Source organism: Vibrio sp. ER1A, assembly GCF_000733315.1.
Lineage (GTDB): Bacteria > Pseudomonadota > Gammaproteobacteria > Enterobacterales > Vibrionaceae > Vibrio > Vibrio mediterranei.
This window is the reverse complement of the sequence record NZ_JPJA01000004.1, coordinates 1-22,401: the sequence shown is the minus strand read 5'-3', so window position 1 is coordinate 22,401 and position 22,401 is coordinate 1. Positions and strand designations below refer to the sequence as shown.

Here is a 22,401-nt window from a genome sequence, read left to right as displayed (position 1 = left end):
AGCGATAAAAAATGGCTTAGCAAAATGCTTCGCTAAGCCACGTATAACGGAAGGTAATGGGTGTGCCCATGACCTATTAGAATTTCCAGTTTAGGCCAACTGCGGTGATCCAGTCTTTCTCATCATAGAAGTCGATGTTGGAATCGCTATTAGTCGCACCGGCAAAGGCAACAAGCGATAAGTTATCGGAGTAGAAAATTCCCGGATACTCATACGCTAGGAATGCCTTCCACTCGTCATCGCCACGCGTCTTGTCATAGATTGGATTGGCTGCATCGTAATCACGTTTTAAATAGCCTAATGTCAGTGCTAGCTTGTGATTTCCAAACGACATGAAAGAGGATAACTCTGCACCATAAGTATTGTGTTTCATCGCATTGCCATCCGCATCCTGCTGGGTGTAAATCAGGGCGGGATAGAGCAACACTTGTCGATTCACAGGTAACATCATTTTGAATTTACCATAGAAGATGTCAGCATTGCGGCTTAGGAGTTGTACTTCCTGTGGAGATAGGGCGGGGACCCCTGTACCAGAGCGCTCCTCATCCAGTTCACGTTTGCCATAGGCAAGGTCCAAGCTGAATAACGATCCGGCAATATTGTCTAATTGCAGACGATAAGCGTTGCCTTTTTCTTTGGTAGTATTGCGAGTATCTGTCGTGTAGGGGTCTTGCCAGACTTCACCTTCCAGAATGGTTGGCAAGAAAGAAACACTCACTTTGGTTTTATCGCGAAATAGATATTTGTAGCCCGCCTCAAGTGCTACCGTACCAACGGCAATATCGGCTCGTGATGTACCTAAAAACAATTGATGGTTTGATTGCGCTCCAAAGGTATATTGAAGACTACCGAGAGGAAGTACCAATGCGCCGCTGTCTTCTTGTTGACTACCAGTGTAGTTGCGAAATTCATCGTCGGTATTAGTCAGATTCGATGTTTTGCTTGCGTAAGCCGCGTTTAATGCAATTTCACCGCTAAAACCATTGCTTTCTCCCAACTTAGCTACTGCTACCTGCGAGACAAGACCAAGGGACACTGCCAAGACACTCCATGCCTGTTTCATAACTGATCCTTATCATATTCTGATTATTTTGGTAACGATTGTAATTATATGTTTATGCTATGTTATTAGTTCAGAATAAGCTCGTTTTTTTGAGTTACAACACAAATCAGACCAATGATAAAATCATTGCACAAGGCAGTATGCCTTGTACAATTAACCGCCATAAAATTGTCACAAACGAATCATAGATAGTTGGTTATGCTTGGATACCTACTTTTTATTATTAGTGCCTCTCTGGTCATCATTAATACGGCATTTTGTTCGATTCCTATACTTGGGTTTGGATTGATCAAACTTCTAATTCCGATCAAGCCTCTTCAGCGGTTGTGTACGTCTTTAGCAAATCGTTTTATGTGGTTATGGGCGACGGTGAATCACGGTATTCTTCATTTGGTCAATCCCAAGGTGGTGTGGGACATTGAAGGGTTAGAATCACTGCGAAAAGATGGTTGGTATTTGATGATCAGTAACCACCTAAGCTGGACTGACATTGTTGTGCTCTGCAGCGTGTTTAAAGATCGCATTCCAATGCCTAAGTTTTTTCTGAAACAACAGCTTTTGTATGTCCCTTTTGTCGGCATGGCTTGTTGGGCGCTAGATATGCCGTTTATGAAGCGTTATTCACGTGAGTATCTGCTTCGTCACCCAGAAAAGCGAGGACAAGATCTCGCCACGACTCGCCGTTCATGTGCAAAGTTTAAAGATACTCCGACGACAGTGGTGAATTATGTAGAAGGAACGCGCTTTACTGCCGATAAGCAGAAGAAAGGTAGCGCGGACTACAACTATCTATTACAACCTAAATCCGGTGGCATCGCTTATACATTGGCAGCGATGGGTGACCAGTTTGAGAATATTATTGATGTCACTCTGGCGTATCCGGAAAATACGGATGAGCCTTTTAAAGCGGTATTAAAGGGTGATATGAAAAAAATCGTTGTAAAGGTTCGTATTCTGCCTGTAGATGAGAAAATTCTGGGTGATTACTTCAACGATAAGCCTTACAAGCGAGAGTTCCAAAAGTGGTTAGGTGAAGTATGGAAGGACAAGGACCAAGTACTCGAAGATATTCACTCCAAATAAAAAAACCGAGCTCATATGGGCTCGGTTTTTACATTTTAGAGCGGCTTATTTCTTCAATAGGAAGTTTACCAGCTCAAAGTACTCATCCAATGACTGAATGCCACCAGCTTCGACTAGGTACTTGTTATTGACGATGACAGCAGGGACACCAGAAAGTCCGCTGTCTTTAAACTGTTTATCAAAACGACGCACCATAGAGTCGACAGCAAAGCCGTTAAATGCGGCATCAAATTTCTTCGCGTCCACACCTTCATCTAAGAAGATTTGACGCAGTTCTTCGTCATTGCGAGGCGGTTTGTTCATGTTATGGATACGGTTAAACATCACAGGAACCATCTTGTCTTCAATCTTTAACGCCACCATAGTCGCGTAGGCTTTGCTCATTGAAAGGCCCATGTTGCCACCCATAAAAGAAACGTGGTTCTTCTGGAACTTAGCGTCTGCTGGAATCTTTTTCTTAAGCTGCGCAATGATAGGCTCGAAGCTGTTGCAGTGAGGGCAGTAGAAAGAGAAGTATTCAGTCACCACTGGCTTAGACGATTTCTCTAAATCTAAAACCTTGTAATGAGTACCTTCTTGAAATTGTGCTGCACTGACTCCCAGGCTGACTAGAAGCGTCGCAAATAATGCGATGATTTTTTTCATTATTTTCTCCATGTGTAAAACCAAATCCTTATCAGGAATGGGGATAGTTTGTCACCACTGCGGTTGTAATGAAAGTGGCTTTTCATTTAGCGCGGCTATCTGTTCTTTAAAACCTAGCACTTGTCCTTCCCAGTATTTGGCATCATTGAACCAAGGAAAGGCCTGTGGAAAGGCAGGATCATGCCAGCGTTTCGCTAACCAAGCCATGTAGTGCACCATACGTAGACCGCGTAAAGGCTCAATTAGTTTCAATTGATCGTTGGCTAGGTCACTAAATTCTTGATATCCCTCCAACAGAACATCAAGTTGCATCATCTTGTCTTGTCGATCGCCATTGAGCAACATCCATAAATCCTGAATAGCAGGTCCATTACGAGCGTCGTCTAGGTCCACAAACATCGGACCGTCACGCCAAAGAATGTTGCCCGGGTGGCAGTCGCCATGCAGACGAATGGTTTCACTCGGTTGCCAATGCGCTTCAATTTGCGAGATCAGTAAATCTAAGTCGCTAAAAAATGCATTTTCTAAATGCGCAGGGATGAATGTAGATGACTGCAGCAGCTTTCTTGGTTGATATACGTACTCTTCCAGACCAATTGTCGGACGATGGATGAAGTTCTTTTGAGCTCCGACCTGATGGATACGGCCCATAAATCGCCCCACCCATTCTAGTTGTTCTATATTATCAACCTCGAACTGGCGGCCACCTTCACTATTAAACAGAGTGAACAGATAACCTTGGTACTCATGAATGGTCTCTCCGTTAATCGATAGTGGCGCTGCAATAGGTACTTCGTTTTCCACCAGTTCATTGGAAAAGTCGTGCTCTTCTTGGATTTGCTCACGGCTCCAACGCTGTGGTCTATAAAACTTGACCACAAAGCGTTTTCTATCTTCATCAGTAAATTGATAGACGCGGTTTTCGTAACTGTTAAGAGCAAGCAAGCCGGATTCTGCTCGAACACCGATGCTTTCTAAGGCATACCACATAAAATCGGGAGTTAGGGCATCAAAGTTAAAGGCTTTATCTGTCATGTATAAAATAAAAGGGCTCATTGCTGAGCCCTTTTCCTATAATAGGTAGCTAACACGTCGGTTAGAGCTTCTTAATAAATCGACTTTCTACTTCTGTTGAGAAGTCATTACTGTCGCTCAGTATAAACTGAATTGTCGACACAGGTGAACTGAGTTGCTCTGGATCAGCACCTAAACTGATCGGCAAGTTATAGACTTCACCTGGTTCAACGGAAATGGTTTGTCGTCCATACCAAGTGGCATTTTCTAGTCCAGAAACACTTAGCGTATATTGTTGCTCTTGTTGTGTTTTATTGATGACCTTCAAGGTGTAGGTATTCTCGACCAGACCATCACTGTTAACTCGGAACAGTTGGTTACGATCCCTAAGAACACTCAGCCCCGCGGGGTCGACGGCCGAAACCTGCACAAAGAACAGGGCAATCATCACCAGTAATACCGAGCCATAACCTAGCAGCTTTGGTCGCATTACTTTGGTGTGTTTACCTGAGAGACGGTGCTCCGTGGTGTAGCTTATGAGACCTTTCTCATAGCCCATTCTGTCCATAGTCTTGTCACACGCATCAATACAAGCGCCGCAGTTGATGCATTCGTACTGCAAGCCATCTCGGATATCAATGCCTGTCGGGCATACTTGTACACAAAGATCACAGTCAATGCAGTCACCTAAGCCCAGTTTTTTCGGGTCTGCTTTACGAGAGCGAGGACCGCGAGTTTCACCTCGTTGACTGTTGTAACCAACAATAAAGGTGTCCTTATCAAACATAGCAGACTGGAAGCGAGCGTAAGGGCACATATGGATACACATGATGGAGCGCATCCACCCTGCGTTTGCGTATGTACAACCGGCAAAAAACAACACCCAGAATACGGGCCAGAAGCTGGCATTAAAGGTGAAAAAATCACTAACGAGCGCGCCAATTGGCACAAAATAACCGGTAAAGGTAAAGCCAGTCGCTAACGCGATAGCTAACCAAGCGACATGTTTGAGACCTTTACGCAAAATGAGGTTTGGACTGAGTTCTCCACTGTCTTGCTTGCGTCGTTTGTTGGCGCTGCCTTCTAGTTTTTCTTCAAACCAAATGTACATAAAGGTCCAGACGGTTTGTGGGCATAAGTAGCCACACCATACTCGACCTAAAAACGTGGTGATAAAAAACAGGCCAAATGCGGCTACCATAAATAGTAACGCGAGTAGGGTGAGATCTTGCGGATAAAGAGTGGTGCCAAAAAAGTTAAATTGCTGATTACCAATATCAAGCAATACCGCTTGTCTCTCGCCATAAGGTATCCAAGGTACCAGTGCGAACAATAGGAGTAAAAACCAGCCGCCGTAGCGTCTAAGCTTTTGAAAGGTTCCTTTACTTTCACGAACGTAGATGCGATTGCTTGGGTTAAACCGATCTCCGTTGCCTTTGTGGGTTTTGGGGTTGAACGTTTTGGGTGTTACATCCTTTACGTCAATTTTATCCTGACTCATGCTGAGGCTGTCCTTCTTGGGCTGACGGTGCGTTTTGACGCACTCTATCTATTCCGACATTGCTGCGACTGGTAAGTCACTTACTAATCAGTACGCAGTATTAAAACCCAGCGATTATAACCTTGATAACAATTTCATTTCTTTAAGGCTATCAACCTTTAACAACAAAATTAGCGTCGGCTCATATAAAAAACGACCCTTAGAGGGTCGTTTTTATAATATTTGGTTATTTGATGATGCCGCGAGCCTTTAAGAGTGCGGTTTTGAAGTCATCCTCTTGGTCTTTCGCCAATCCTGGAATCATTTCGTCTTTCTGGCTATTGCGCATTTTTAGATGGTAGATAAGAACATCATCAGTGAGATCTTCAAGCTTACCTTCGTACCCAGCTTCATTGGACAGTTTTATAATAAATTCCAGTAAGTTAAGGTCAGGTTCTTTCTGCCATTCTGGATGTATTAACTCAATGAGTTCGTTGACGCGGTGACACTTCATAACTTTCTCCACAATTTTTATAAGTATTTTTGAGTAAAAGTACCAAAAATCGGAGCTAATACCAATATATGAAGGAATTGGACACAAAAAAAAGCGCAGGATAACTGCGCTTTTTATTATGCCGCTTTAACAACTCTGGTTGGAGCTGGTGCCATACGAACACTTTGTTCAACGAGCGTCATTGAAGGAGCGACTTTTTTTGCGACAGGCGCAGAAACGAAACCACTGCGACGACGCGACGCACCACGATTTGAGTACGAAAACCTGACGGGTGTTGGGCGCATTGTTTTACCTAACAAGTCAGGCAATTCCATTGCCAATCTAATGGCCTGATTACTTATGAGAACACTGAAATAACTCTCAATGTCACTCTTTTTTGACTTATGCCACTCCAAATAAGTAATCAGGAATAATGATATGCATGCATATCACGAATAGAATACCACCAAGTTTGTGTGGATACGATAGTTTGCAGTGAATTATTGGTCACTTTTTCCACAATAGATTTGTGCGTTGGATATTTGTTTTCTCGATCATTTTGCGATAAAACGGTAGCACTATCTTGGGATATAAATGGATGTGCGTATGTCTTTTTTTAAGAAAACCTTAGCAAGTTTTGGTATCGGCGCCGCGCGAGTGGATTCTGTTCTTCACCAAGAATATCTCTATCCCGGCGAGACAGCGAAAGTTACGATTCACGTCTACGGTGGTAACACTGCCCAGACGGTGGATAACATCAATATGAGGCTTTGTTGTCGCTATATTGATGAGGTAGCACGTAGTAACCACGACAATAGCAATCAACCGGGCGCACCGAAAAAAAGAGTATCGAAAACCTTTGAGCTGCAAACATGGAAGCTGCCTTACGCATTTACCATTGAGCCAGGAGAAACACGAGACTTTGAGGTTGAGCTTGACGTGCCTTGGAATACTCCAGTGACAATTGGTGATTCTAAAGTATGGTTGGAAACTGGATTGGATATCGCGCTAGCAGCTGATCCAACAGATAAAGATATGCTGACAGTGAGGCCAGATCCATTAGTGGACGGCATATTCTCTGCTTTGGAAGAGGATGGGTTACGTATTCGTCAGGTTGAGTGCGAAGCGGCAAAGGGCTTTGTTATGCCGTTTGTTCAAGAGTTTGAGTTTGTTCCAACCACAGGGCCTTACCATGGTCGCTGGCGTGAGCTTGAGATCATTGCTTACCGTAGTGAAGATGAACTCAAGTTATGGTTTGAAATCGATAGGAATAAAGAGGGAGTAAAAGGCATGCTCTCAAGTCTCATTGGTTTAGGGCAACTGAAACGAGAAATGCAGATCCCAAGTTCACTGTCTGGTGAAGAAGCGGGTCAGCAAGTCCTGGCTTACTTAGAGCAAACAACCTAATTTCAGCTAACGCATGTTAGCTGAATGTGGCATACTCTTTAATCACTGTCTTTTTAGAGTATGCCTTAATGTCCTCAGCAACTACTTCCAATTACAGCGCTCGTGAAGAGTGGGCGAATAGCATCTCTCATGGTATTGGAGTGCTGCTGTCCATCGTAGGCTTGATACTACTGCTGCAAAAAGCACTTGGTGCGCATGCCGATGTTCTTACGATTACTAGTATGAGTCTTTATGGCGCGAGCATGATCACGCTATTTCTGGCCTCAACCTTGTATCACTCTACTGCTAACCCTAACAGTAAACGCTGGCTGAAAACTTTCGACCATTGCGCTATTTTCTTGTTAATAGCAGGCAGCTATACACCGTTTATGCTGGTGAGTTTGAGAACACCACTAGCAATTGGCTTAATGGTTGTTATTTGGGCGCTGGCTGTCATTGGCATAATTATGAAGCTGTTCTTCGTTTATCGCTTTAAACGTGCTTCACTGATTACTTATCTTGTCATGGGGTGGTTATCGGTGATAGTCATCTATCAATTGGCTAAGCATTTGGAGCCTTCGGGCTTAATACTATTGGCATTGGGTGGTGCGATTTACACCTTGGGTGTCGTGTTCTATGCCAATAAGCGGATACCCTATAACCATGCTATTTGGCATCTTTTTGTGCTTGCAGGAGCAGCTTGTCACTTTTTTGCCGTGTACTGGTATGTAGCGCCGGTTTAGCGGCGCCAAAATGCAGGGAAGAAGAGTACTAACAGGGTCAGGATTTCCAAACGGCCCATTAACATACCAAAGCTAAGCAGCCACTTAGCGGCGTCGGGAAGTGGCGCAAAGTTACCTGTTGGGCCAATGATATCACCCATCCCAGGCCCTACGTTCGCGACTGCGGTGATAGAGCCGGAGATACTGGTAACTGGGTCTAAGCCCATTGCACTCAATCCTGCGGCGATAACGATAATAGTCACGAAGAACATCAATACAAATGCGACAACTGAGCGCACGATATCGTCATTGACGGGACGGTTATTGTAGCGTTGGACAAAAACGCCAGACGGATGAATAAGCTTCATCATTTGCTTATTAAGCAAGGTAACTGCTATCTGAAAACGGAATATTTTGATGCCGCCCGAGGTTGAACCTGAACACGCTCCTACCATCATCATAAAAGCAAAAATAACCGAAGGTAGCGGCCCCCAAGCCGTAAAGTCTTCCAGTCCAAAGCCTGTTGTTGTTACAACGGATACGATGTTGAACATGGAGACGCGGAACGCATCATTTAGTGCATAACCGTCTTCCCAAAATAGCCATAACGCCACAACGGTGCTCGATACCAAAAACAGATATCCAAAGCCTCGAACCTGAGCATCCCTAAGTAATATTCTCGGATCGCGTTTTGTTAGCGCAGCAACAAACAGTAGGAAAGGTAGCCCGCCTAAAAACATAAAGATGGTACCAACCCAGTGTGCGCCCTCTGAGAAATGGTTCATAGAACCATCGGAAGTGGAGTAGCCACCCGTTGAAAGTGTAGTGAACGAGTGATTAATTGCATCAAACAGATCCATTCCTGTCACTATGTAGCCCAGTAGACAGAGCCCTGTTAATACTAGGTAAACCAATACAATGTTTTTAGCGACCGTTTTTGCTCTCGGGCTGCTTTTATCTGACCAATCTGAAGATTCAGTCTGGAACAAGCGCATACCACCGACGTTAAGCATTGGAAGAATGGCAACCGCCATAACAATAAATCCGATACCGCCTAACCATTGCAAAATAGAACGCCACAGTAAAATACTGGGAGCCATGTTGTCTAATCCGCTAAGTACTGTCGACCCTGTTGTCGTAATGCCAGACATGGTCTCGAAGTAAGCATCGGTGAAGCTGATATGGTTGATAAAAACAAAAGGGAGCGCGGCAAAGGCACTGGCAATAGTCCAAACCAAGCTAGTGATTAGGAACATATCACGCACACTGAGTTTGAAGTTTTTTGTGCGTCCAAGTGACAGGCAAACAAAGGCGGCAAAATGGGTAATAACAACCGCTAAGCCAAAATCAAGGAAACCATCGGTACCAGTAAAGAAAGCAACCAATGTTGGGACGTACATAAATAGGGCTAGCTTAGAGAGCACTAACCCTATAACAAAGGAAACAGGACGGGCGTTAACCATTGGAGTGCCTTACAGGAAGAATGCACTTGGTTGGAACAATGCCTCAACGTCAGGCACGTATTTTTTGTCCACGAGGAACATCACTACGTGATCATCTTGCTCAATCACGGTGCGATCATGGGCAATAAGTACTTCTTCACCACGTACAATAGCGCCAATTGTGGTACCTGGTGGTAGTTTTATGTCACCAATGGCTTTGCCAACCACTTTAGATGTGGTTTCGTCACCATGAGCAACTGCTTCGATCGCCTCTGCGGCTCCGCGGCGCAGTGATGAGACGTTTACAATATCGGCACGACGAACGTGGGTAAGTAGAGCGGAAATAGTCGCTTGCTGAGGTGAAATCGCCACGTCTATGGTGCCGCCCTGCACAAGGTCAACATAAGCCCCACGCTGAATCAGTACCATGACCTTTTTTGCGCCCATTTTCTTCGCCAACATCGCTGACATGATGTTGGTTTCATCTTCATTGGTGAGTGCAATAAATACGTCTACTTGGTCGATGTTCTCTTCGGTTAACAGCTCTTGATCCGCAGCATCACCACAAAAGACGATGGTGTTCTCTAACTCTTCCGACAGCTTTTCGGCACGCTTATAACTGCGCTCGATAAGCTTCACGCTGTAAGTTTGCTCTAGACGCTTAGCAAGACTAGCACCGATATTACCACCCCCAACAATCATGATGCGGCGGTATGGCTTTTCGAGTCGTTGCAATTCACTCATTACAGAACGAATGTGATTACTTGCTGCTACGAAGAAGACTTCGTCGTCCGCTTCGATAATAGTGGTGCCTTGTGGTCGAATCGGACGTCCTTGACGGAAAATAGCCGCTACTCGGGTATCAATGTGAGGCATATGCTCACGCAAAGTCGACAGTGCATTCCCTACGAGCGGACCACCATAATAGGCTTTGACCGCGACTAAGCTTACGCGTTCATCCGCAAAGCTGACGACTTGCAATGCCCCGGGGTATTGGATCAATCGTTCTATATAGCTGGTCACCAACTCTTCTGGAGCGATCAGGTGGTCAACAGGGATGGCACCTGAGTTGAACAGACTTTCTTTTTCAATCAGGTATTCACGAGAACGAATTCGAGCGACACGGTTTGGCGTATTGAATAAAGAGAACGCAACTTGGCATGCAGCCATGTTGGTTTCGTCCATATTGGTCACCGCCACTAGCATGTCAGCATCTTGTGCGCCAGCTTCACGTAATACATCAGGATGGCTAGCGTAGCCATTGACGACTCGCAAATCGTATTTATCTTGCAGCTCCCTTAGACGGTCACCGTTGCGATCGACGATGGTGATATCGTTGTTTTCACCCACAAGGTTCTCTGCGAGTGTGCCACCAACTTGACCTGCTCCAAGAATGATGATTTTCATAACATTGCGCTCTTTTGATAAATTCGACTTAACGAGTCACTAGCATAGCTATCAATAAGTTAGCATTCTACGCCTTTTTTAGCACAGCGTAATAGAAACCATCCATATCTTCTTCTCCAGGAAGAATCTGACGTCCTGGGTTATCGATGTCTGAATCAATAAGCTGTGCGTTGTCTGTGCGAGCAAGGAATGCTTTTACCTGCTCTTTGTTTTCTTGTGGTGTGATTGAACAAGTGGCGTACACCAATGTTCCACCTACTTTTAATTGCTGCCACATAGCATCGAAGATCTCACGTTGTAGCTCTGCGAGTGCTTCAATGTCATCGGCGCGGCGCAACCATTTGATATCAGGGTGTCTACGAATCACCCCGGTTGCAGAACATGGCGCATCTAATAGAATGCGGTCAAATTGTTCACCTTGCCACCACTCACTTGGTGTTCTTGCATCACCACACACTACCTTAGCCTGTAGCTGTAGGCGCTTAAGGTTGTCATGAACACGCTTCAATCTGGTCTCATCACAATCAATAGCTACCACTTGGCTATCTTTAGTACGCTCCAGGATATGTGCAGTCTTGCCTCCGGGAGCGGCGCAACAATCCAAAATCAACTCACCATCTTTAGGCTCTAAGTAGTTGATAGAAAGTTGTGCTGCGGCATCTTGTATCGATACCCAACCTTTATCGAAACCGGGAAGGTTGTTGACATCGCAAGGGGCGGCCAATTTTAGAGCATCCAAGGCTTCAGAGTGAGCGGTGGAATCTATGCCTTCATTTTTGAGTAGTGCTTGATAATCGTCACGATTGAGGTGCTGGTGGTTCACGCGCAGCCACATAGGTGCTTTGGTGTTATTAGCTTCTACAATCGTTTCCCATTGTTGTGGGTAGCTTTCTTGCAGTAGCTTTAGTAACCAACTAGGGTGGCCGTATTTTCCAGCATTGTGGCTGACGGAAATCTCATCTAGCTGCTCTTGGTTGCGTTGGTAGTTGCGTAGTACTGCATTGATAAGGCCGCGCAGCCTCGGACCTTTCAGCGTTTTGGTTGCTTCTACAGTCTCCCCTACCGCTGCATGAGCAGGAATTCGCATGTGGCCAATTTGATAGATGCCGACCAAAATTAGGTGATGAAATACACGTTGTTTACCTTTTAATGGTTTATCCATTAGCTCGGATGCAACGGACTCCAAACGAGGCAATATGCGCAGCGCACCAAAGCAAATCTCTTGTAATAAGGCTTGATCTCTAGGTTTTACTTGTTGCTGGCCTAATGGAAGGGCGCTCGATAGAGATTGACCTTTATCAACCACTTGGAAAAGGATATTGGCCGCAGCAGCGCGAACATTCATGTTGGTTACCTAAATTTTTATCGACATTAAAAATAAAATAAGGCCCGCACTCAACGTGCTGGCCCTAACTATCAATGAGCATTTGCGTCTTTAGCTCAGAACGCTACTCACTTCAAACCAGCTGGCTTTAGAATTCAATACATCGCTCACTGGCATGGCCTTTTTACCCGGTATTTGAATTTGTTCTAACACCAAAGTACCTTGACCGGTTGCGACGTAAATTCCTGTTTTATCAGCCTTAAGAATAGTCCCGGCTACTGATTCTGTCGCATTGTCTTCTACCCGCGATTGCCAAACTTTGATGTTGTTCTCTTCTACAGAGAAGAAGCTCATAGGCCATGGGTTGAAAGCACGAACGCAGCGTTCAGTGAATTCTGCTGGCTGACTCCAATCGATCTTCGCTTCATCTTTGCTTAGCTTGCTGGCGTAGTTCGCTTCATCGTCATTTTGCTTTTCTGGCGCAGCATTGCCTGAGGAAATATCAGCAAGACATTCGACTAAAGCTTGTGGGCCAAGCTCTGCCAGCTTATCGTACATGGTCGCACTGGTATCGGTGGCTTCAATTGGTAGTGTGGCAATTTTCAGCATATCACCGGTATCTAGGCCAATATCCATCTGCATAATTGTCACACCGGTTTGTGCATCCCCAGCCCAAATAGAGCGTTGAATAGGTGCAGCACCACGCCAGCGAGGCAGGATTGAACCATGAACATTGATACAACCTAGCTTTGGCGTATCAAGAACGGCTTGTGGCAACAACAGGCCATAAGCGACAACCACCATGATATCGGCATTGAGGTCTTTGAGCTCTTGCTTAGCTTCGTCAGACTTGAAATTGACGGGTTGATAAACCGGAATATCATGCTCAAGGGCAATATTTTTGACCGGACTTGCCGTTAGCTTTTTGCCTCGGCCTGCTGGTCTGTCAGGCTGGGTGTAAACAGCGATAACCTCGTGCTCCGAAGACAATAACGCCGCCAAGTGACGGGCGGCGAAGTCTGGAGTACCGGCAAACACAATACGTAATGATTGGCTCACGGAAACCTCACTTAATATTATTGTTTAGCGTTGAAGCGCTTAATTTTCTCGAGTTTGTCTTTGATGCGTTTACGCTTTAGAGGAGAAAGGTAATCAACAAACAGTTTACCCTCTAAGTGGTCAAGCTCATGCTGTACACAGATAGCCAATAGGTCATCTGCATCAAACGTAAACTCTTCACCATCGCGGTTCAGCGCTTTGACACTCACTTCAGCGGCGCGTGGCACTAGTGCGCGAGCACCAGGGACCGAAAGGCAGCCTTCTTCAATTCCATCTTCACCGCGCTTTTCGGTAATTTCTGGGTTGATAAGTACCATCGGTTGGTCGCGAGTATCTGAAATATCAATCACAACAATTCGCTGATGAAAGTCAACTTGCGTTGCTGCAAGGCCAATTCCTTCTTCGTCGTACATGGTTTCAATCATGTCATCGACGACTTTTTGGATTTCCGGCGTTACGGCTTCAACGGGCTTAGCTACCGTTCTTAGGCGATCATCCGGGAAAGTTAATACTTGTAATACAGACATATACACTCAAAATGTTGAACTGTGCCGAATAGGCATGGACTTCGTTGGTTCAATTCTAGACATTTTCGCACCTAAATGACAGCATCCCTTGAAACAAAGCGAAGGATTGCGGTGTATGAAACAGGGAATATGTCTGTTATTGACTCTTTCATCTCTTTTTTCTATCACCTTATGGGCGTTTCAATCTCACGCTAGCGTAAGCGACTTCCTCAAACCAGATGCGCCTCGACATTATGTTGTTAAGTCTGGCGATACTTTATGGGCAGTTTCAGGGCGATACTTATCCTCTCCTTGGCGCTGGCCAGAGCTTTGGCGACATAACTCTCATATCGCTAATCCTCATAAAATTTACCCGGGAGATACGCTGTTATTAGTCTGGGTAGCAGGGCAACCGCAATTGATAAAGAAAGCGCTAAGGCGCCTTTCTCCAGTGATAGACGTTACGCTAAAACAGCCGTCAAGTTGGTTAAATCCTCGTGCCATTGCTCGTTATAGAGAACAAGAGAGATTGATACTTGCGAGTGAGTTAGCCACTTATCCTAAGATAGTAGGCTCTAGTCGTGGCTTGGATTACATTTCCAATCAAGATGAGGTTTACATTGATTATCAAGGCCATGAGCAAAACTGGGTCATTTATCGAGTGGGGAAGCTTTATCGCAACGATGATGAGCATTTTACTATGAGAGAAATTAAACGACTGGCGACAGCCCGTTTGATGAAACAGGTAAATGATATTGCCGTTTTGCAGTTGACGGATTTTAATCATGAGCTCAAGCGAGGAGACATTGCCATTCCTATCTCCGAGCTAGCTCGGGATGAATCATCAACGCTTATTGAGCCCAAAGCAGGGCCTAATGTAGAAGATCTTCGTATCGTAGGAATGCTCAATTCTCTGCATTTTGCGGTTCAAGGACATACGGTAGTGTTGAATGCAGGGCAAGACGCTTCTGTTGTTGAAGGCAGCAGCTACATACTAAAAAGGCCCAGTGAAACATTCGTTTATTCCGATGGTCAGCATGGCTTAAGTGGTCGTGACGAGTCTCATGTAGCTACGTCTCAGTTTCCATTAGTAGACATAGGGCGCTTGATGGTGATTCACAGTTATCAACGTTTCAGTGTCGCACTGGTTACTGAGTCTCCAGAGCCCATCACCAAGCAAACCATTATTGTGCCACCAAGCAGCGATAGGGTGTATCGTGAGTGACGCTCGCACTCTAGCTTGGTTGCGGCTTTCTCTGTGCCCCGGCATCGGTGCTATCACGTTTGAAAAGTTACGAGCGATAGATAGTCCGCTCAACATTGTTAGCTATACACCACAGGAACTGGCCTCTATTGGTTTGAAGTCGCATCAAGTGGCGTTTATCCATCACCAATCGATAGCGCTTGCTGAACAGGCTCTCGCTTGGGCGTCGGGGGCGCGTCGCTACATTGTGACCAGTGGCGATAAGGCGTATCCGCCGCTATTGAGCGAAACCAAGGGAGCGCCGCCGGTTTTATTTGTTGAGGGGCAGTTATCGTTACTTGCGGCCCCTCAAATTGCCATGGTGGGAAGTCGCAATGCTACTTTGGAAGGGCTAGAGATTGCTCGCAGCTATGCCAGTACATTTGCAAAGCATGATTACTGCGTAACGAGTGGTTTAGCTTTGGGCATTGACGGTCACGCTCATCAAGGAGCGCTGGATGCACAAGGTCCTACTATTGCCGTATTGGGTTCTGGTTTATCGCAAATCTATCCGGCACGTCATAAGTCATTGGCCTCTCGCATTGCAGAGCAAGGTGCGTTAGTCAGTGAACATTTACCTTCGGTAAAACCTAGGGCTGAGCACTTCCCGCGTCGTAACCGAATCGTAAGTGGACAGTCTTTAGCTGTATTGGTGGTTGAAGCGACAGAGAAAAGTGGTTCGTTGATTACTGCTAAATACGCGGCTGAGCAAGGGCGAGATGTTTTTGCCATTCCAGGTTCAATTCGCCACCCTTTCCATAGTGGTTGTCACTCGTTGATCAAATTGGGAGCTTGTTTGGTGCAGTCTCCTAATGATCTTCTTAGTGAAATAGAATCTCTCACCAACTGGTCTAAAAAAGTACAACCGACACTTTTTGACCAAGTTATTGATAAAGAAGAATTGCCATTTCCCGATCTGTTGGCTAACGTAGGAATAGAGGCAACACCAGTTGATATTTTAGCGCAAAAGACCCATATTCCTGTGCAAGAGGTCATGCAACAGCTACTAGAGCTCGAGTTATTAGGGCATGTTGTTGCAGTTAACGGTGGTTATATTCTTAAGGGGAGAGGCTAGCTATGATGATGGACATACTGATGTACCTGTTCGAAACCTACGTGCATAGTGATGCAGATCTGCAGGTAGACCAAGACGAACTTGAGGATGAACTGCTGCGAGCAGGCTTTAAGCAAAAAGATATTTATAAAGCGTTAGAATGGCTAGAGGATTTAGCCGAACTGCAAAATGCGGATAATCAATCGGCCATTGCAACCAGCGCCGCGACATCGACACGCATTTATACGGCGCAAGAAATGTCACGTATGGATGTGAAAAGCCGTGGCTTGCTGTTGTTCTTGGAGCAGATAGGTGTGTTGACAGCTGAAACTCGTGAAATGGTTATTGATCGTGTTATGGGACTGGAAACCAATGATTTTGAATTGGACGACCTAAAATGGATCATTTTGATGGTTTTGTTCAATGTTCCTGGCAACGAAAACGCTTACACTCTCATGGAAGAACTGATCTACACCGCAGAGAGGGGTGTAGTCCACTAAGCTAAGCCAAATTTGGCGATAAGTTAAGAGACACCCATGAGTGGTAAAATCGATAACCAACTTTTCTCGGCTCATGAACATGCGTTGGATCATGAGCCTTGTCCACAGTGTCATTCAGGCAAGTTGCTACTTAAGAATGGCAAACACGGTCCGTTTCTAGGCTGCGATCAGTATCCAAGCTGCGATTATATTAAACCTTTGCATCAAAATGATGGGCATATTATCAAAGAGCTTGGTGTCGCTTGTCCCGATTGCGGTTCAGAATTGCTGTTACGTCAAGGACGCTTTGGTATGTTTATTGGGTGTAGCAATTACCCAGACTGCCATTTCATTCAGTCGCCAAATAAACAAGATGAGCCAGAGCAAGAAGCAAAAGACTCCGTTAGCTGTCCAGAGTGCAGCAAAGGGGCGATAAAAGAGCGTAAATCACGTTTTGGAAAAGTGTTTTTTGCGTGCGACAGTTACCCTAAGTGCAAGTTTGCCGTGAATCATGTTCCGGTTCCCGGAGTGTGTCAGTATTGTGGCTACACGTTGCTGGTTGAGAAAAAACGCGCAGCAGGAACGGTGTTGGAATGTGCATCGAGACGGTGCCAGAAAGTACAGGAATAAAAAACGGCTCCTAATTGGAGCCGTTTTTTTGTATTTAGGCTAGCTAATACTTACAGCGCAAGTGCTGCGGGTTTTAGAGCAGGGTAGGCTGACTCATCCAGTAAGTCTGCAAGCTGAACGAGTGTTGCTTTTAGCTCGCGTTGACTTGCTGCCGACACATTAATATGCCCCATTTTGCGTCCAGCACGTTTTTCTTTGCCATACCAATGAACATGACATCCAGCTAGAGCGTAAACAGCATCAGGAACGGAGTCTTCACCAAGGATATTAACCATAGAGGTGGCTCTAACGGCTTCCGTGGAACCAAGAGGCATGTCGCAAACTGCACGTAGGTGGTTTTCGAACTGACACGTATCGGCACCTTGCTGAGTCCAGTGTCCTGAGTTGTGTACGCGCGGCGCAATTTCATTAACGAGAAGTTGGCCGTTTACATCGAAAAACTCCAGTGCCAATACACCGACATATTCGAGAGACTCGGCGACAGCGGTAAACATTTGCGCAGCTTGTGCTTGTAGCTCAGGCTCATCGATAGCAGTAGACAGAGTAAGTACTCCGTCAGTGTGTACATTTTCTGCCAGTGGATAAATCGCAATATCACCGTGTTGGTTGCGAGCACCCACAAGCGATACTTCACGTTGGAACGGCACAAATTCTTCAGCCACGATGGCTTGATTATCTGAATCCGCAATGCACTGAGCCATTTCAGTCCAGATTTGCTCTATATTCTCTAATGTTTTGAGTCGCCATTGTCCTTTGCCGTCATAGCCGCCTAACGCACTCTTAAGTACCATAGGCAAACCTACGGTGGCGATAGCGGTATCAAGATCGCTACGTTCGGTAATAACCGCATAGGTTGCGTTCTTAACCCCAGCATTATCAAGCAGCGCTTTTTCAATTCGTCTATCACCACCGGCTTTAATCGCTTCTGTCGATGGCAAAAACTTCCCACTTGCTTCACAGGTAGCTAGGACATCGAGGGGAATATGTTCAAATTCTGCAGTAATAACGTCAGCTTGCGATATGGCTTGCTGTAGACCTTGCCCAAGCACTTCCAGAGTTAAGGGGTGCACAATGTTTTCGCTGCGCACGTCAAAGGCAGAGATCTTGATATTGAGAGGCGCGCCAGCCAGCGACATCATTCGTGCTAACTGACCTGCACCAAGTACCAATACGTGTTTCATTATTAGTCCTCAGACGGATCTGGGTTAGCAAGAACGGTTTCGGTCTGTTGGCTGCGGAATGCTTCGACTTTCTCCATCACGGCATCATTATGAACACCAATGATTTGCGCTGCTAAGATTCCCGCATTTGCTGCACCGGCTTCACCAATAGCGAGTGTGCCAACTGCAATGCCTTTTGGCATTTGCACAATAGACAGCAAAGAATCCATGCCTTTTAGTGCTCGGCTCTGTACAGGAACTCCGAGGACAGGAACACTGGTAAATGCTGCCGCCATGCCCGGAAGGTGCGCCGCACCGCCTGCTCCCGCAATAATAACTTTGATGCCACGCTCTTTTGCAGTCGTTGCATAGTCTGCTAATAGTTGAGGCGTGCGGTGCGCAGAAACAACCTTGGTTTCATAATCTACACCAAACTGATCAAGCATCTCTGCTGCTAGTTTCATGGTTGGCCAATCTGATTTTGAACCCATAATAATGCCGACTTTCATCCGAAGCTCCTTCAAGGCGTGTGCAAATGGACTAATTTGCGCGCATTATACGAGGATTTTTTTCTAAGGAAAACGTTTGCGTGAGTGATTTTTGTGTTTTTTTCTGGATTCTCATGTCGCTTTTCCGCATAGTGCCGTTGAAATGTAAATTAATTGTTTAGGTTTTAATAAAAGGAAGGCTCGGTGGATAATTTTCAAAGTACAGTTGCCGCACTTAAATCTGGTGAAGTGATTGCTTATCCGACTGAAGGAGTATTTGGTGTCGGTTGTGATCCTGATGATGTCAGTGCCATTGAAAAACTACTGGCAGTGAAACAACGTCCAGTAGAGAAAGGACTGATCCTAATCGCTGCCAACTATGAACAGCTTCGACCTTATGTTGACGAGACTAAGTTGACAGCGACGCAGCTCGAAAGTGTACAAAATACTTGGCCAGGACCTTATACCTGGATTATGCCAGCGAGTGACAGAGTCTCATCATGGCTTAGTGGTGCATTCGATACGATTGCGGTTCGAGTTACCGATCACGAGTTAGTACAGCAACTTTGCCTTTCTTATGGTAAGCCGATTACCTCGACCAGTGCCAACTTGTCAGGAATGCCTTCCTGCATGACAACCGAAGAAGTCAAATCGCAGCTAGGTGATCGATTGGCGGAAATTCTTGATGGTGAAACTGGCGGTCGTAATAAACCGAGTGAAATTCGAGATGCAAGAACGTTAAAAGTATTGAGACAAGGCTGAGGGTAATTAGATGCAACAAGTGGATAAACATCAGGTCAAAGCTTTTTTATTACAGCTCCAGGATGATATTTGCCAAAAGCTTGAACATGAAGATGGTGGTGCAACATTTCAGCAGGATGAATGGCTGCGCGAGCAAGGTGGCGGTGGTCGTAGTCGAGTATTAAAAGATGGTGTGGTCTTCGAGCAAGGTGGTGTTAACTTTTCTCATGTCTTTGGAGACAAAATGCCAGCTTCCGCGACAGCTCACCGACCTGAATTAGCGGGTCGAAAATTTGAAGCAATGGGCGTGTCTTTAGTTATTCATCCTAAAAATCCTTACATTCCAACATCCCATGCCAACGTACGTTTCTTTATTGCTGAAAAAGAGGGCGAAGCACCTATCTGGTGGTTTGGTGGTGGCTTTGACCTTACGCCGTTTTATCCATTTGAAGAAGATTGTCAACACTGGCACCAAGTGGCCAAGGATATTTGTGCGCCATTTGGAGAGCAAGTCTATAGCGAACACAAGAAATGGTGTGATGAGTACTTCTTCCTTCCTCATCGTAACGAAACTCGAGGTGTCGGTGGTTTGTTTTTTGACGATCTCAACCAATGGGGTTTCGAGCGCAGCTTTGCCTATATGAAAGCCGTTGGTTCTAGTTATACCGATGCGTATTTACCGATAGTACAGAAACGAAAGCATACAGAATTCGGAGAGAGAGAGCGTCAGTTCCAACTTTATCGACGTGGTCGCTATGTCGAATTTAACTTGGTCTATGACCGAGGTACATTGTTTGGTTTGCAAAGTGGTGGTCGCACGGAGTCCATTTTAATGTCGATGCCACCACTAGCTCGCTGGGAATATAGTTATCAACCAGAAGAAGGCTCACCAGAAAACGAGCTTTACGCGCACTACCTTCAGCCGCGAGACTGGTAAAGCGACAGGCATAGCTTGGCGAATGAGTGTCGAAGTGATAGTGTCGAACTATTCACTTTGGCACGCAGCAGGCAAGGACATGAGCAAGCCCGATCAGTACGTCGTTTTTGGAAACCCCATTTCACAAAGCAAGTCTCCTTACATACATACACTCTTCGCACGTCAAACTTCTCAACATATTGAATATGGGCGCTTGCAGCCAGAGGAGGGAGAGTTCACTCAAGCTGCTAGTCAGTTTTTTGCTGATGGTGGTCGAGGCTGCAATATTACTGCGCCATTTAAAGAAGATGCCTTCCAGTTCGCTAGTCGATTAACCGAGCGTGCTGAACTAGCCGGAGCGGTCAACACACTCAAGAAATTGGATGATGGTGAAATCATTGGTGATAACACTGACGGAGAAGGGTTGGTTCAAGACTTGTTGCAGCATCAAGTGCAATTAGCGGGCGCTTCAATTTTAGTTATAGGGGCTGGCGGCGCAGCTCGAGGTGTACTTAAGCCGTTACTCGATCAACAGCCAAGCTCCATAACCATTACTAATCGTACCTATGAAAAAGCTCAGCAACTGGCCGAATTGTTTTCGCCTTTTGGAACTATACAAGCAGCGGAAATAAACAGTGTTGGCTGTGCCTATGATGTGGTAATCAATTCGACATCTGCTAGTTTATATAAACAAGTACCAGATATTAGTGATGCGATCTTCGGTGCCAATACTGTCAGCTATGATATGGCTTATGGCCAAGGGCTGACGACATTTAACCAGTGGGCAAAAACGTCCGGTGCTCTTTGTGTTTATGATGGATTAGGTATGCTGGTGGGACAAGCTGCAGAAAGCTTTTTGTTATGGCGTGGACTAAGACCAGGGACGAAACAAATTCTTAGAGAGCTAAGAAAGAACCTCGAGGCTTAAGTAATGAATCAATCTATTCTATTCTCCGACCAAGTGACGTGGGATGAAGCAACTGGAATGGTTGAGTTTCATGCACACCAGTCGGGTATGCTTATTGTTTGTTTGGTGAGTTTAGAAAAGCTAGCTCAACTCGCCTACCAGAAAGAGGTCTCTAAACAAGAAGCTATACCAATGTTTGATTCTGTTCGCTTTGATATAGAAGAAATAGCAGAAGCTCTCATAGAAGATGAGAGCTTTGATGAGCAAGGTAAGATAGTCATTCGTTAACGAATGGAATGCACCTTGTGCATATAGTCGTTCTTATTCTGAACATAGTTATCAGCTGATTTCTGTAAAAAAGCACGTTCTTTATCCGTAAGAGTTCGTGCTTGTTTTACCGGGCTCCCTACATATAGATAACCACTTTCGAGTCTCTTATTTGGTGGTACCAAACTTCCGGCACCAATCATTACCTCAGACTCAACAATTGCACCATCGAGAATAATAGCCCCCATACCTACCAAAACGCGATCTTCAATAATACAGCCATGAAGCATTACTTTATGACCAATGGTTACATCATTACCGATAAGTAACGGATAACCCTCCGGGTTATCGCTGTTCTTGTGAGTAACATGAAGAACACTGTTATCTTGGATATTGGTGCGCTCGCCAATAACGATATGATTCACATCACCCCTAGCAGAAACTAAAGGCCAGATACTGGCGTCTTTTCCTAAACGTACATCTCCAACAATCACGCTCGTCTTATCTATATAGACCGAGTCATCAAGTTGAGGAGAGATGCCTTTATAGCTGCGTATTGAAGTCATAGTGTTCCCTAAGTCGATATTTGTTAGTTAGTTTGGCGCTAATTTAAGGCTATTTATAGAGCTAAAGAGCAAAATATAATCATCCAAACAAAAAAACAGAAAAAAATGCATTTTGGGTATTGCCAAGAAGATTTCGATCTCTATAATGCCCCCTCGCTGACACGGGAACGCAGACGAAAGTTCGCATCCAGTCAGAAGGTCTCAAGCTTCTAAGAAGCTTAGCAAAATAAGTTGAAAAAAGTGGTTGACACGACAACTTATCTCGCTAAAATGGCCGTCCGTTTTGAGCAAAGCTCGAAACAAGCTCTTTAACAATATAAACCTAT

Annotated in this window: 25 protein-coding genes; 11 read left to right on the top strand and 14 right to left on the bottom strand. The window is 45.2% G+C overall.

Annotation, left to right across the window (positions count from 1 at the left end; genetic code table 11):
- Positions 1-76: 76 nt before the first annotated feature.
- Positions 77-1,063, bottom strand: coding sequence for a DUF2860 domain-containing protein (locus HW45_RS01370; protein ID WP_038224142.1), 987 nt, complete (start codon positions 1,061-1,063; stop codon positions 77-79).
- Positions 1,064-1,261: 198 nt separating this feature from the next.
- Between HW45_RS01370 and HW45_RS01365 the strand changes: the two genes are divergently transcribed.
- Positions 1,262-2,146 carry an acyltransferase gene (locus HW45_RS01365; RefSeq protein WP_038224140.1) on the top strand — a complete coding sequence of 295 codons (885 nt, stop codon included), beginning with the start codon at positions 1,262-1,264 and terminating at the stop codon, positions 2,144-2,146.
- Between the two features lie 45 nt (positions 2,147-2,191).
- On the opposite strand, the gene HW45_RS01360 is transcribed toward HW45_RS01365, so the two are convergent.
- From HW45_RS01360 to HW45_RS01340, 5 genes are all read right to left on the bottom strand, one after another.
- A complete protein-coding gene (locus HW45_RS01360; RefSeq protein WP_038224138.1) occupies positions 2,192-2,791 on the bottom strand; it encodes a thiol:disulfide interchange protein DsbA/DsbL in 600 nt (199 codons plus the stop codon).
- A 51-nt stretch (positions 2,792-2,842) separates the two neighbouring features.
- The gene (locus HW45_RS01355) at positions 2,843-3,826 is read right to left on the bottom strand and encodes a serine/threonine protein kinase (protein WP_038224136.1); all 984 of its coding nucleotides are present in this window, start codon (positions 3,824-3,826) and stop codon (positions 2,843-2,845) included.
- A gap of 61 nt (positions 3,827-3,887) precedes the next feature.
- Entirely contained in the window at positions 3,888-5,306 is a 1,419-nt protein-coding gene (ccoG, locus tag HW45_RS01350; RefSeq protein WP_038224134.1) for a cytochrome c oxidase accessory protein CcoG, read from the bottom strand.
- Positions 5,307-5,532: 226 nt separating this feature from the next.
- Positions 5,533-5,799, bottom strand: coding sequence for a YihD family protein (locus tag HW45_RS01345; RefSeq protein ID WP_006073010.1), 267 nt, complete (start codon positions 5,797-5,799; stop codon positions 5,533-5,535).
- 116 nt (positions 5,800-5,915) lie between these two features.
- A complete protein-coding gene (locus HW45_RS01340; protein WP_006073009.1) occupies positions 5,916-6,113 on the bottom strand; it encodes a hypothetical protein in 198 nt (65 codons plus the stop codon).
- A 271-nt stretch (positions 6,114-6,384) separates the two neighbouring features.
- On the opposite strand from HW45_RS01340, the gene HW45_RS01335 reads away from it, so the two are divergent.
- Positions 6,385-7,185 (top strand): sporulation protein, encoded by an 801-nt coding sequence (locus tag HW45_RS01335; RefSeq protein WP_038224133.1) that lies wholly within the window; start codon positions 6,385-6,387, stop codon positions 7,183-7,185.
- Positions 7,186-7,253: 68 nt separating this feature from the next.
- Entirely contained in the window at positions 7,254-7,907 is a 654-nt protein-coding gene (gene trhA / locus HW45_RS01330) for a PAQR family membrane homeostasis protein TrhA (RefSeq protein ID WP_038224132.1), read from the top strand.
- Here trhA and HW45_RS01325 read toward each other — a convergent pair.
- From HW45_RS01325 to def, 5 genes are all read right to left on the bottom strand, one after another.
- Positions 7,904-9,349 carry a TrkH family potassium uptake protein gene (locus tag HW45_RS01325; protein ID WP_038224131.1) on the bottom strand — a complete coding sequence of 482 codons (1,446 nt, stop codon included), beginning with the start codon at positions 9,347-9,349 and terminating at the stop codon, positions 7,904-7,906. The genes trhA and HW45_RS01325 overlap by 4 nt on opposite strands.
- A gap of 9 nt (positions 9,350-9,358) precedes the next feature.
- Positions 9,359-10,735 carry a Trk system potassium transporter TrkA gene (gene trkA, locus HW45_RS01320; RefSeq protein ID WP_006073005.1) on the bottom strand — a complete coding sequence of 459 codons (1,377 nt, stop codon included), beginning with the start codon at positions 10,733-10,735 and terminating at the stop codon, positions 9,359-9,361.
- Positions 10,736-10,802: 67 nt separating this feature from the next.
- On the bottom strand, positions 10,803-12,080 hold the full coding sequence (gene rsmB, locus HW45_RS01315; protein ID WP_038224129.1) for a 16S rRNA (cytosine(967)-C(5))-methyltransferase RsmB: 1,278 nt from the start codon (positions 12,078-12,080) through the stop codon (positions 10,803-10,805).
- Positions 12,081-12,170: 90 nt separating this feature from the next.
- Positions 12,171-13,118 (bottom strand): methionyl-tRNA formyltransferase, encoded by a 948-nt coding sequence (gene fmt / locus HW45_RS01310; RefSeq protein WP_031494025.1) that lies wholly within the window; start codon positions 13,116-13,118, stop codon positions 12,171-12,173.
- A 17-nt stretch (positions 13,119-13,135) separates the two neighbouring features.
- Positions 13,136-13,645 carry a peptide deformylase gene (gene def / locus HW45_RS01305; RefSeq protein ID WP_006073002.1) on the bottom strand — a complete coding sequence of 170 codons (510 nt, stop codon included), beginning with the start codon at positions 13,643-13,645 and terminating at the stop codon, positions 13,136-13,138.
- A gap of 115 nt (positions 13,646-13,760) precedes the next feature.
- Between def and HW45_RS01300 the strand changes: the two genes are divergently transcribed.
- From HW45_RS01300 to HW45_RS01285, 4 genes are read left to right on the top strand one after another with little or no spacing between them, the layout of a single operon-like run.
- Positions 13,761-14,849: a LysM peptidoglycan-binding domain-containing protein gene (locus HW45_RS01300; RefSeq protein ID WP_038224127.1), complete on the top strand. Its 1,089-nt coding sequence runs from the start codon at positions 13,761-13,763 to the stop codon at positions 14,847-14,849.
- Entirely contained in the window at positions 14,842-15,942 is a 1,101-nt protein-coding gene (dprA, locus tag HW45_RS01295; protein WP_038224125.1) for a DNA-processing protein DprA, read from the top strand. The genes HW45_RS01300 and dprA overlap by 8 nt, the downstream gene beginning before the upstream one ends.
- A gap of 2 nt (positions 15,943-15,944) precedes the next feature.
- Positions 15,945-16,421 (top strand): DUF494 family protein, encoded by a 477-nt coding sequence (locus HW45_RS01290; RefSeq protein WP_006072999.1) that lies wholly within the window; start codon positions 15,945-15,947, stop codon positions 16,419-16,421.
- A 36-nt stretch (positions 16,422-16,457) separates the two neighbouring features.
- Positions 16,458-17,030: a DNA topoisomerase family protein gene (locus tag HW45_RS01285; protein ID WP_038224123.1), complete on the top strand. Its 573-nt coding sequence runs from the start codon at positions 16,458-16,460 to the stop codon at positions 17,028-17,030.
- 50 nt (positions 17,031-17,080) lie between these two features.
- Here the strand turns inward: HW45_RS01285 and HW45_RS01280 are convergent, their stop codons facing one another.
- Both HW45_RS01280 and purE read right to left on the bottom strand, forming a co-directional pair.
- Entirely contained in the window at positions 17,081-18,211 is a 1,131-nt protein-coding gene (locus HW45_RS01280) for a 5-(carboxyamino)imidazole ribonucleotide synthase (RefSeq protein WP_038224121.1), read from the bottom strand.
- Positions 18,212-18,213: 2 nt separating this feature from the next.
- The gene (purE, locus tag HW45_RS01275) at positions 18,214-18,699 is read right to left on the bottom strand and encodes a 5-(carboxyamino)imidazole ribonucleotide mutase (RefSeq protein WP_006072996.1); all 486 of its coding nucleotides are present in this window, start codon (positions 18,697-18,699) and stop codon (positions 18,214-18,216) included.
- Between the two features lie 183 nt (positions 18,700-18,882).
- On the opposite strand from purE, the gene HW45_RS01270 reads away from it, so the two are divergent.
- The 4 genes from HW45_RS01270 to HW45_RS01255 all read left to right on the top strand — a co-directional run bounded on the left by HW45_RS01270 (position 18,883) and on the right by HW45_RS01255 (position 21,530).
- The gene (locus HW45_RS01270; RefSeq protein WP_006072995.1) at positions 18,883-19,440 is read left to right on the top strand and encodes an L-threonylcarbamoyladenylate synthase; all 558 of its coding nucleotides are present in this window, start codon (positions 18,883-18,885) and stop codon (positions 19,438-19,440) included.
- 10 nt (positions 19,441-19,450) lie between these two features.
- Complete coding sequence (gene hemF, locus HW45_RS01265) at positions 19,451-20,356, top strand: oxygen-dependent coproporphyrinogen oxidase (RefSeq protein ID WP_038224118.1); 906 nt, start codon at positions 19,451-19,453, stop codon at positions 20,354-20,356.
- A 79-nt stretch (positions 20,357-20,435) separates the two neighbouring features.
- A complete protein-coding gene (gene aroE / locus HW45_RS01260) occupies positions 20,436-21,263 on the top strand; it encodes a shikimate dehydrogenase (RefSeq protein ID WP_038224195.1) in 828 nt (275 codons plus the stop codon).
- 3 nt (positions 21,264-21,266) lie between these two features.
- Positions 21,267-21,530, top strand: coding sequence for a DUF1488 domain-containing protein (locus HW45_RS01255; protein WP_038224116.1), 264 nt, complete (start codon positions 21,267-21,269; stop codon positions 21,528-21,530).
- Here the strand turns inward: HW45_RS01255 and HW45_RS01250 are convergent.
- Positions 21,527-22,075, bottom strand: a complete 549-nt coding sequence (locus HW45_RS01250) for a gamma carbonic anhydrase family protein (RefSeq protein ID WP_038224114.1) — start codon at positions 22,073-22,075, stop codon at positions 21,527-21,529. The two genes, HW45_RS01255 and HW45_RS01250, sit on opposite strands and share 4 nt — an antisense overlap.
- Positions 22,076-22,401 lie beyond the last annotated feature (326 nt).

What these genes read in the sequence shown, in the direction of transcription:
- HW45_RS01370 (WP_038224142.1), bottom strand. Translation starts at nt 1,063, where the DNA reads ATGAAACAGGCATGGAGTGTCTTGGCAGTGTCCCTTGGTCTTGTCTCG.
- HW45_RS01365 (WP_038224140.1), top strand. Translation starts at nt 1,262, where the DNA reads ATGCTTGGATACCTACTTTTTATTATTAGTGCCTCTCTGGTCATCATT.
- HW45_RS01360 (WP_038224138.1), bottom strand. Translation starts at nt 2,791, where the DNA reads ATGAAAAAAATCATCGCATTATTTGCGACGCTTCTAGTCAGCCTGGGA.
- HW45_RS01355 (WP_038224136.1), bottom strand. Translation starts at nt 3,826, where the DNA reads ATGACAGATAAAGCCTTTAACTTTGATGCCCTAACTCCCGATTTTATG.
- ccoG (WP_038224134.1), bottom strand. Translation starts at nt 5,306, where the DNA reads ATGAGTCAGGATAAAATTGACGTAAAGGATGTAACACCCAAAACGTTC.
- HW45_RS01345 (WP_006073010.1), bottom strand. Translation starts at nt 5,799, where the DNA reads ATGAAGTGTCACCGCGTCAACGAACTCATTGAGTTAATACATCCAGAA.
- HW45_RS01340 (WP_006073009.1), bottom strand. Translation starts at nt 6,113, where the DNA reads ATGGAATTGCCTGACTTGTTAGGTAAAACAATGCGCCCAACACCCGTC.
- HW45_RS01335 (WP_038224133.1), top strand. Translation starts at nt 6,385, where the DNA reads ATGTCTTTTTTTAAGAAAACCTTAGCAAGTTTTGGTATCGGCGCCGCG.
- trhA (WP_038224132.1), top strand. Translation starts at nt 7,254, where the DNA reads ATGTCCTCAGCAACTACTTCCAATTACAGCGCTCGTGAAGAGTGGGCG.
- HW45_RS01325 (WP_038224131.1), bottom strand. Translation starts at nt 9,349, where the DNA reads ATGGTTAACGCCCGTCCTGTTTCCTTTGTTATAGGGTTAGTGCTCTCT.
- trkA (WP_006073005.1), bottom strand. Translation starts at nt 10,735, where the DNA reads ATGAAAATCATCATTCTTGGAGCAGGTCAAGTTGGTGGCACACTCGCA.
- rsmB (WP_038224129.1), bottom strand. Translation starts at nt 12,080, where the DNA reads ATGAATGTTCGCGCTGCTGCGGCCAATATCCTTTTCCAAGTGGTTGAT.
- def (WP_006073002.1), bottom strand. Translation starts at nt 13,645, where the DNA reads ATGTCTGTATTACAAGTATTAACTTTCCCGGATGATCGCCTAAGAACG.
- HW45_RS01300 (WP_038224127.1), top strand. Translation starts at nt 13,761, where the DNA reads ATGAAACAGGGAATATGTCTGTTATTGACTCTTTCATCTCTTTTTTCT.
- HW45_RS01290 (WP_006072999.1), top strand. Translation starts at nt 15,945, where the DNA reads ATGATGATGGACATACTGATGTACCTGTTCGAAACCTACGTGCATAGT.
- HW45_RS01285 (WP_038224123.1), top strand. Translation starts at nt 16,458, where the DNA reads ATGAGTGGTAAAATCGATAACCAACTTTTCTCGGCTCATGAACATGCG.
- HW45_RS01280 (WP_038224121.1), bottom strand. Translation starts at nt 18,211, where the DNA reads ATGAAACACGTATTGGTACTTGGTGCAGGTCAGTTAGCACGAATGATG.
- purE (WP_006072996.1), bottom strand. Translation starts at nt 18,699, where the DNA reads ATGAAAGTCGGCATTATTATGGGTTCAAAATCAGATTGGCCAACCATG.
- hemF (WP_038224118.1), top strand. Translation starts at nt 19,451, where the DNA reads ATGCAACAAGTGGATAAACATCAGGTCAAAGCTTTTTTATTACAGCTC.
- aroE (WP_038224195.1), top strand. Translation starts at nt 20,436, where the DNA reads ATGAGCAAGCCCGATCAGTACGTCGTTTTTGGAAACCCCATTTCACAA.
- HW45_RS01255 (WP_038224116.1), top strand. Translation starts at nt 21,267, where the DNA reads ATGAATCAATCTATTCTATTCTCCGACCAAGTGACGTGGGATGAAGCA.
- HW45_RS01250 (WP_038224114.1), bottom strand. Translation starts at nt 22,075, where the DNA reads ATGACTTCAATACGCAGCTATAAAGGCATCTCTCCTCAACTTGATGAC.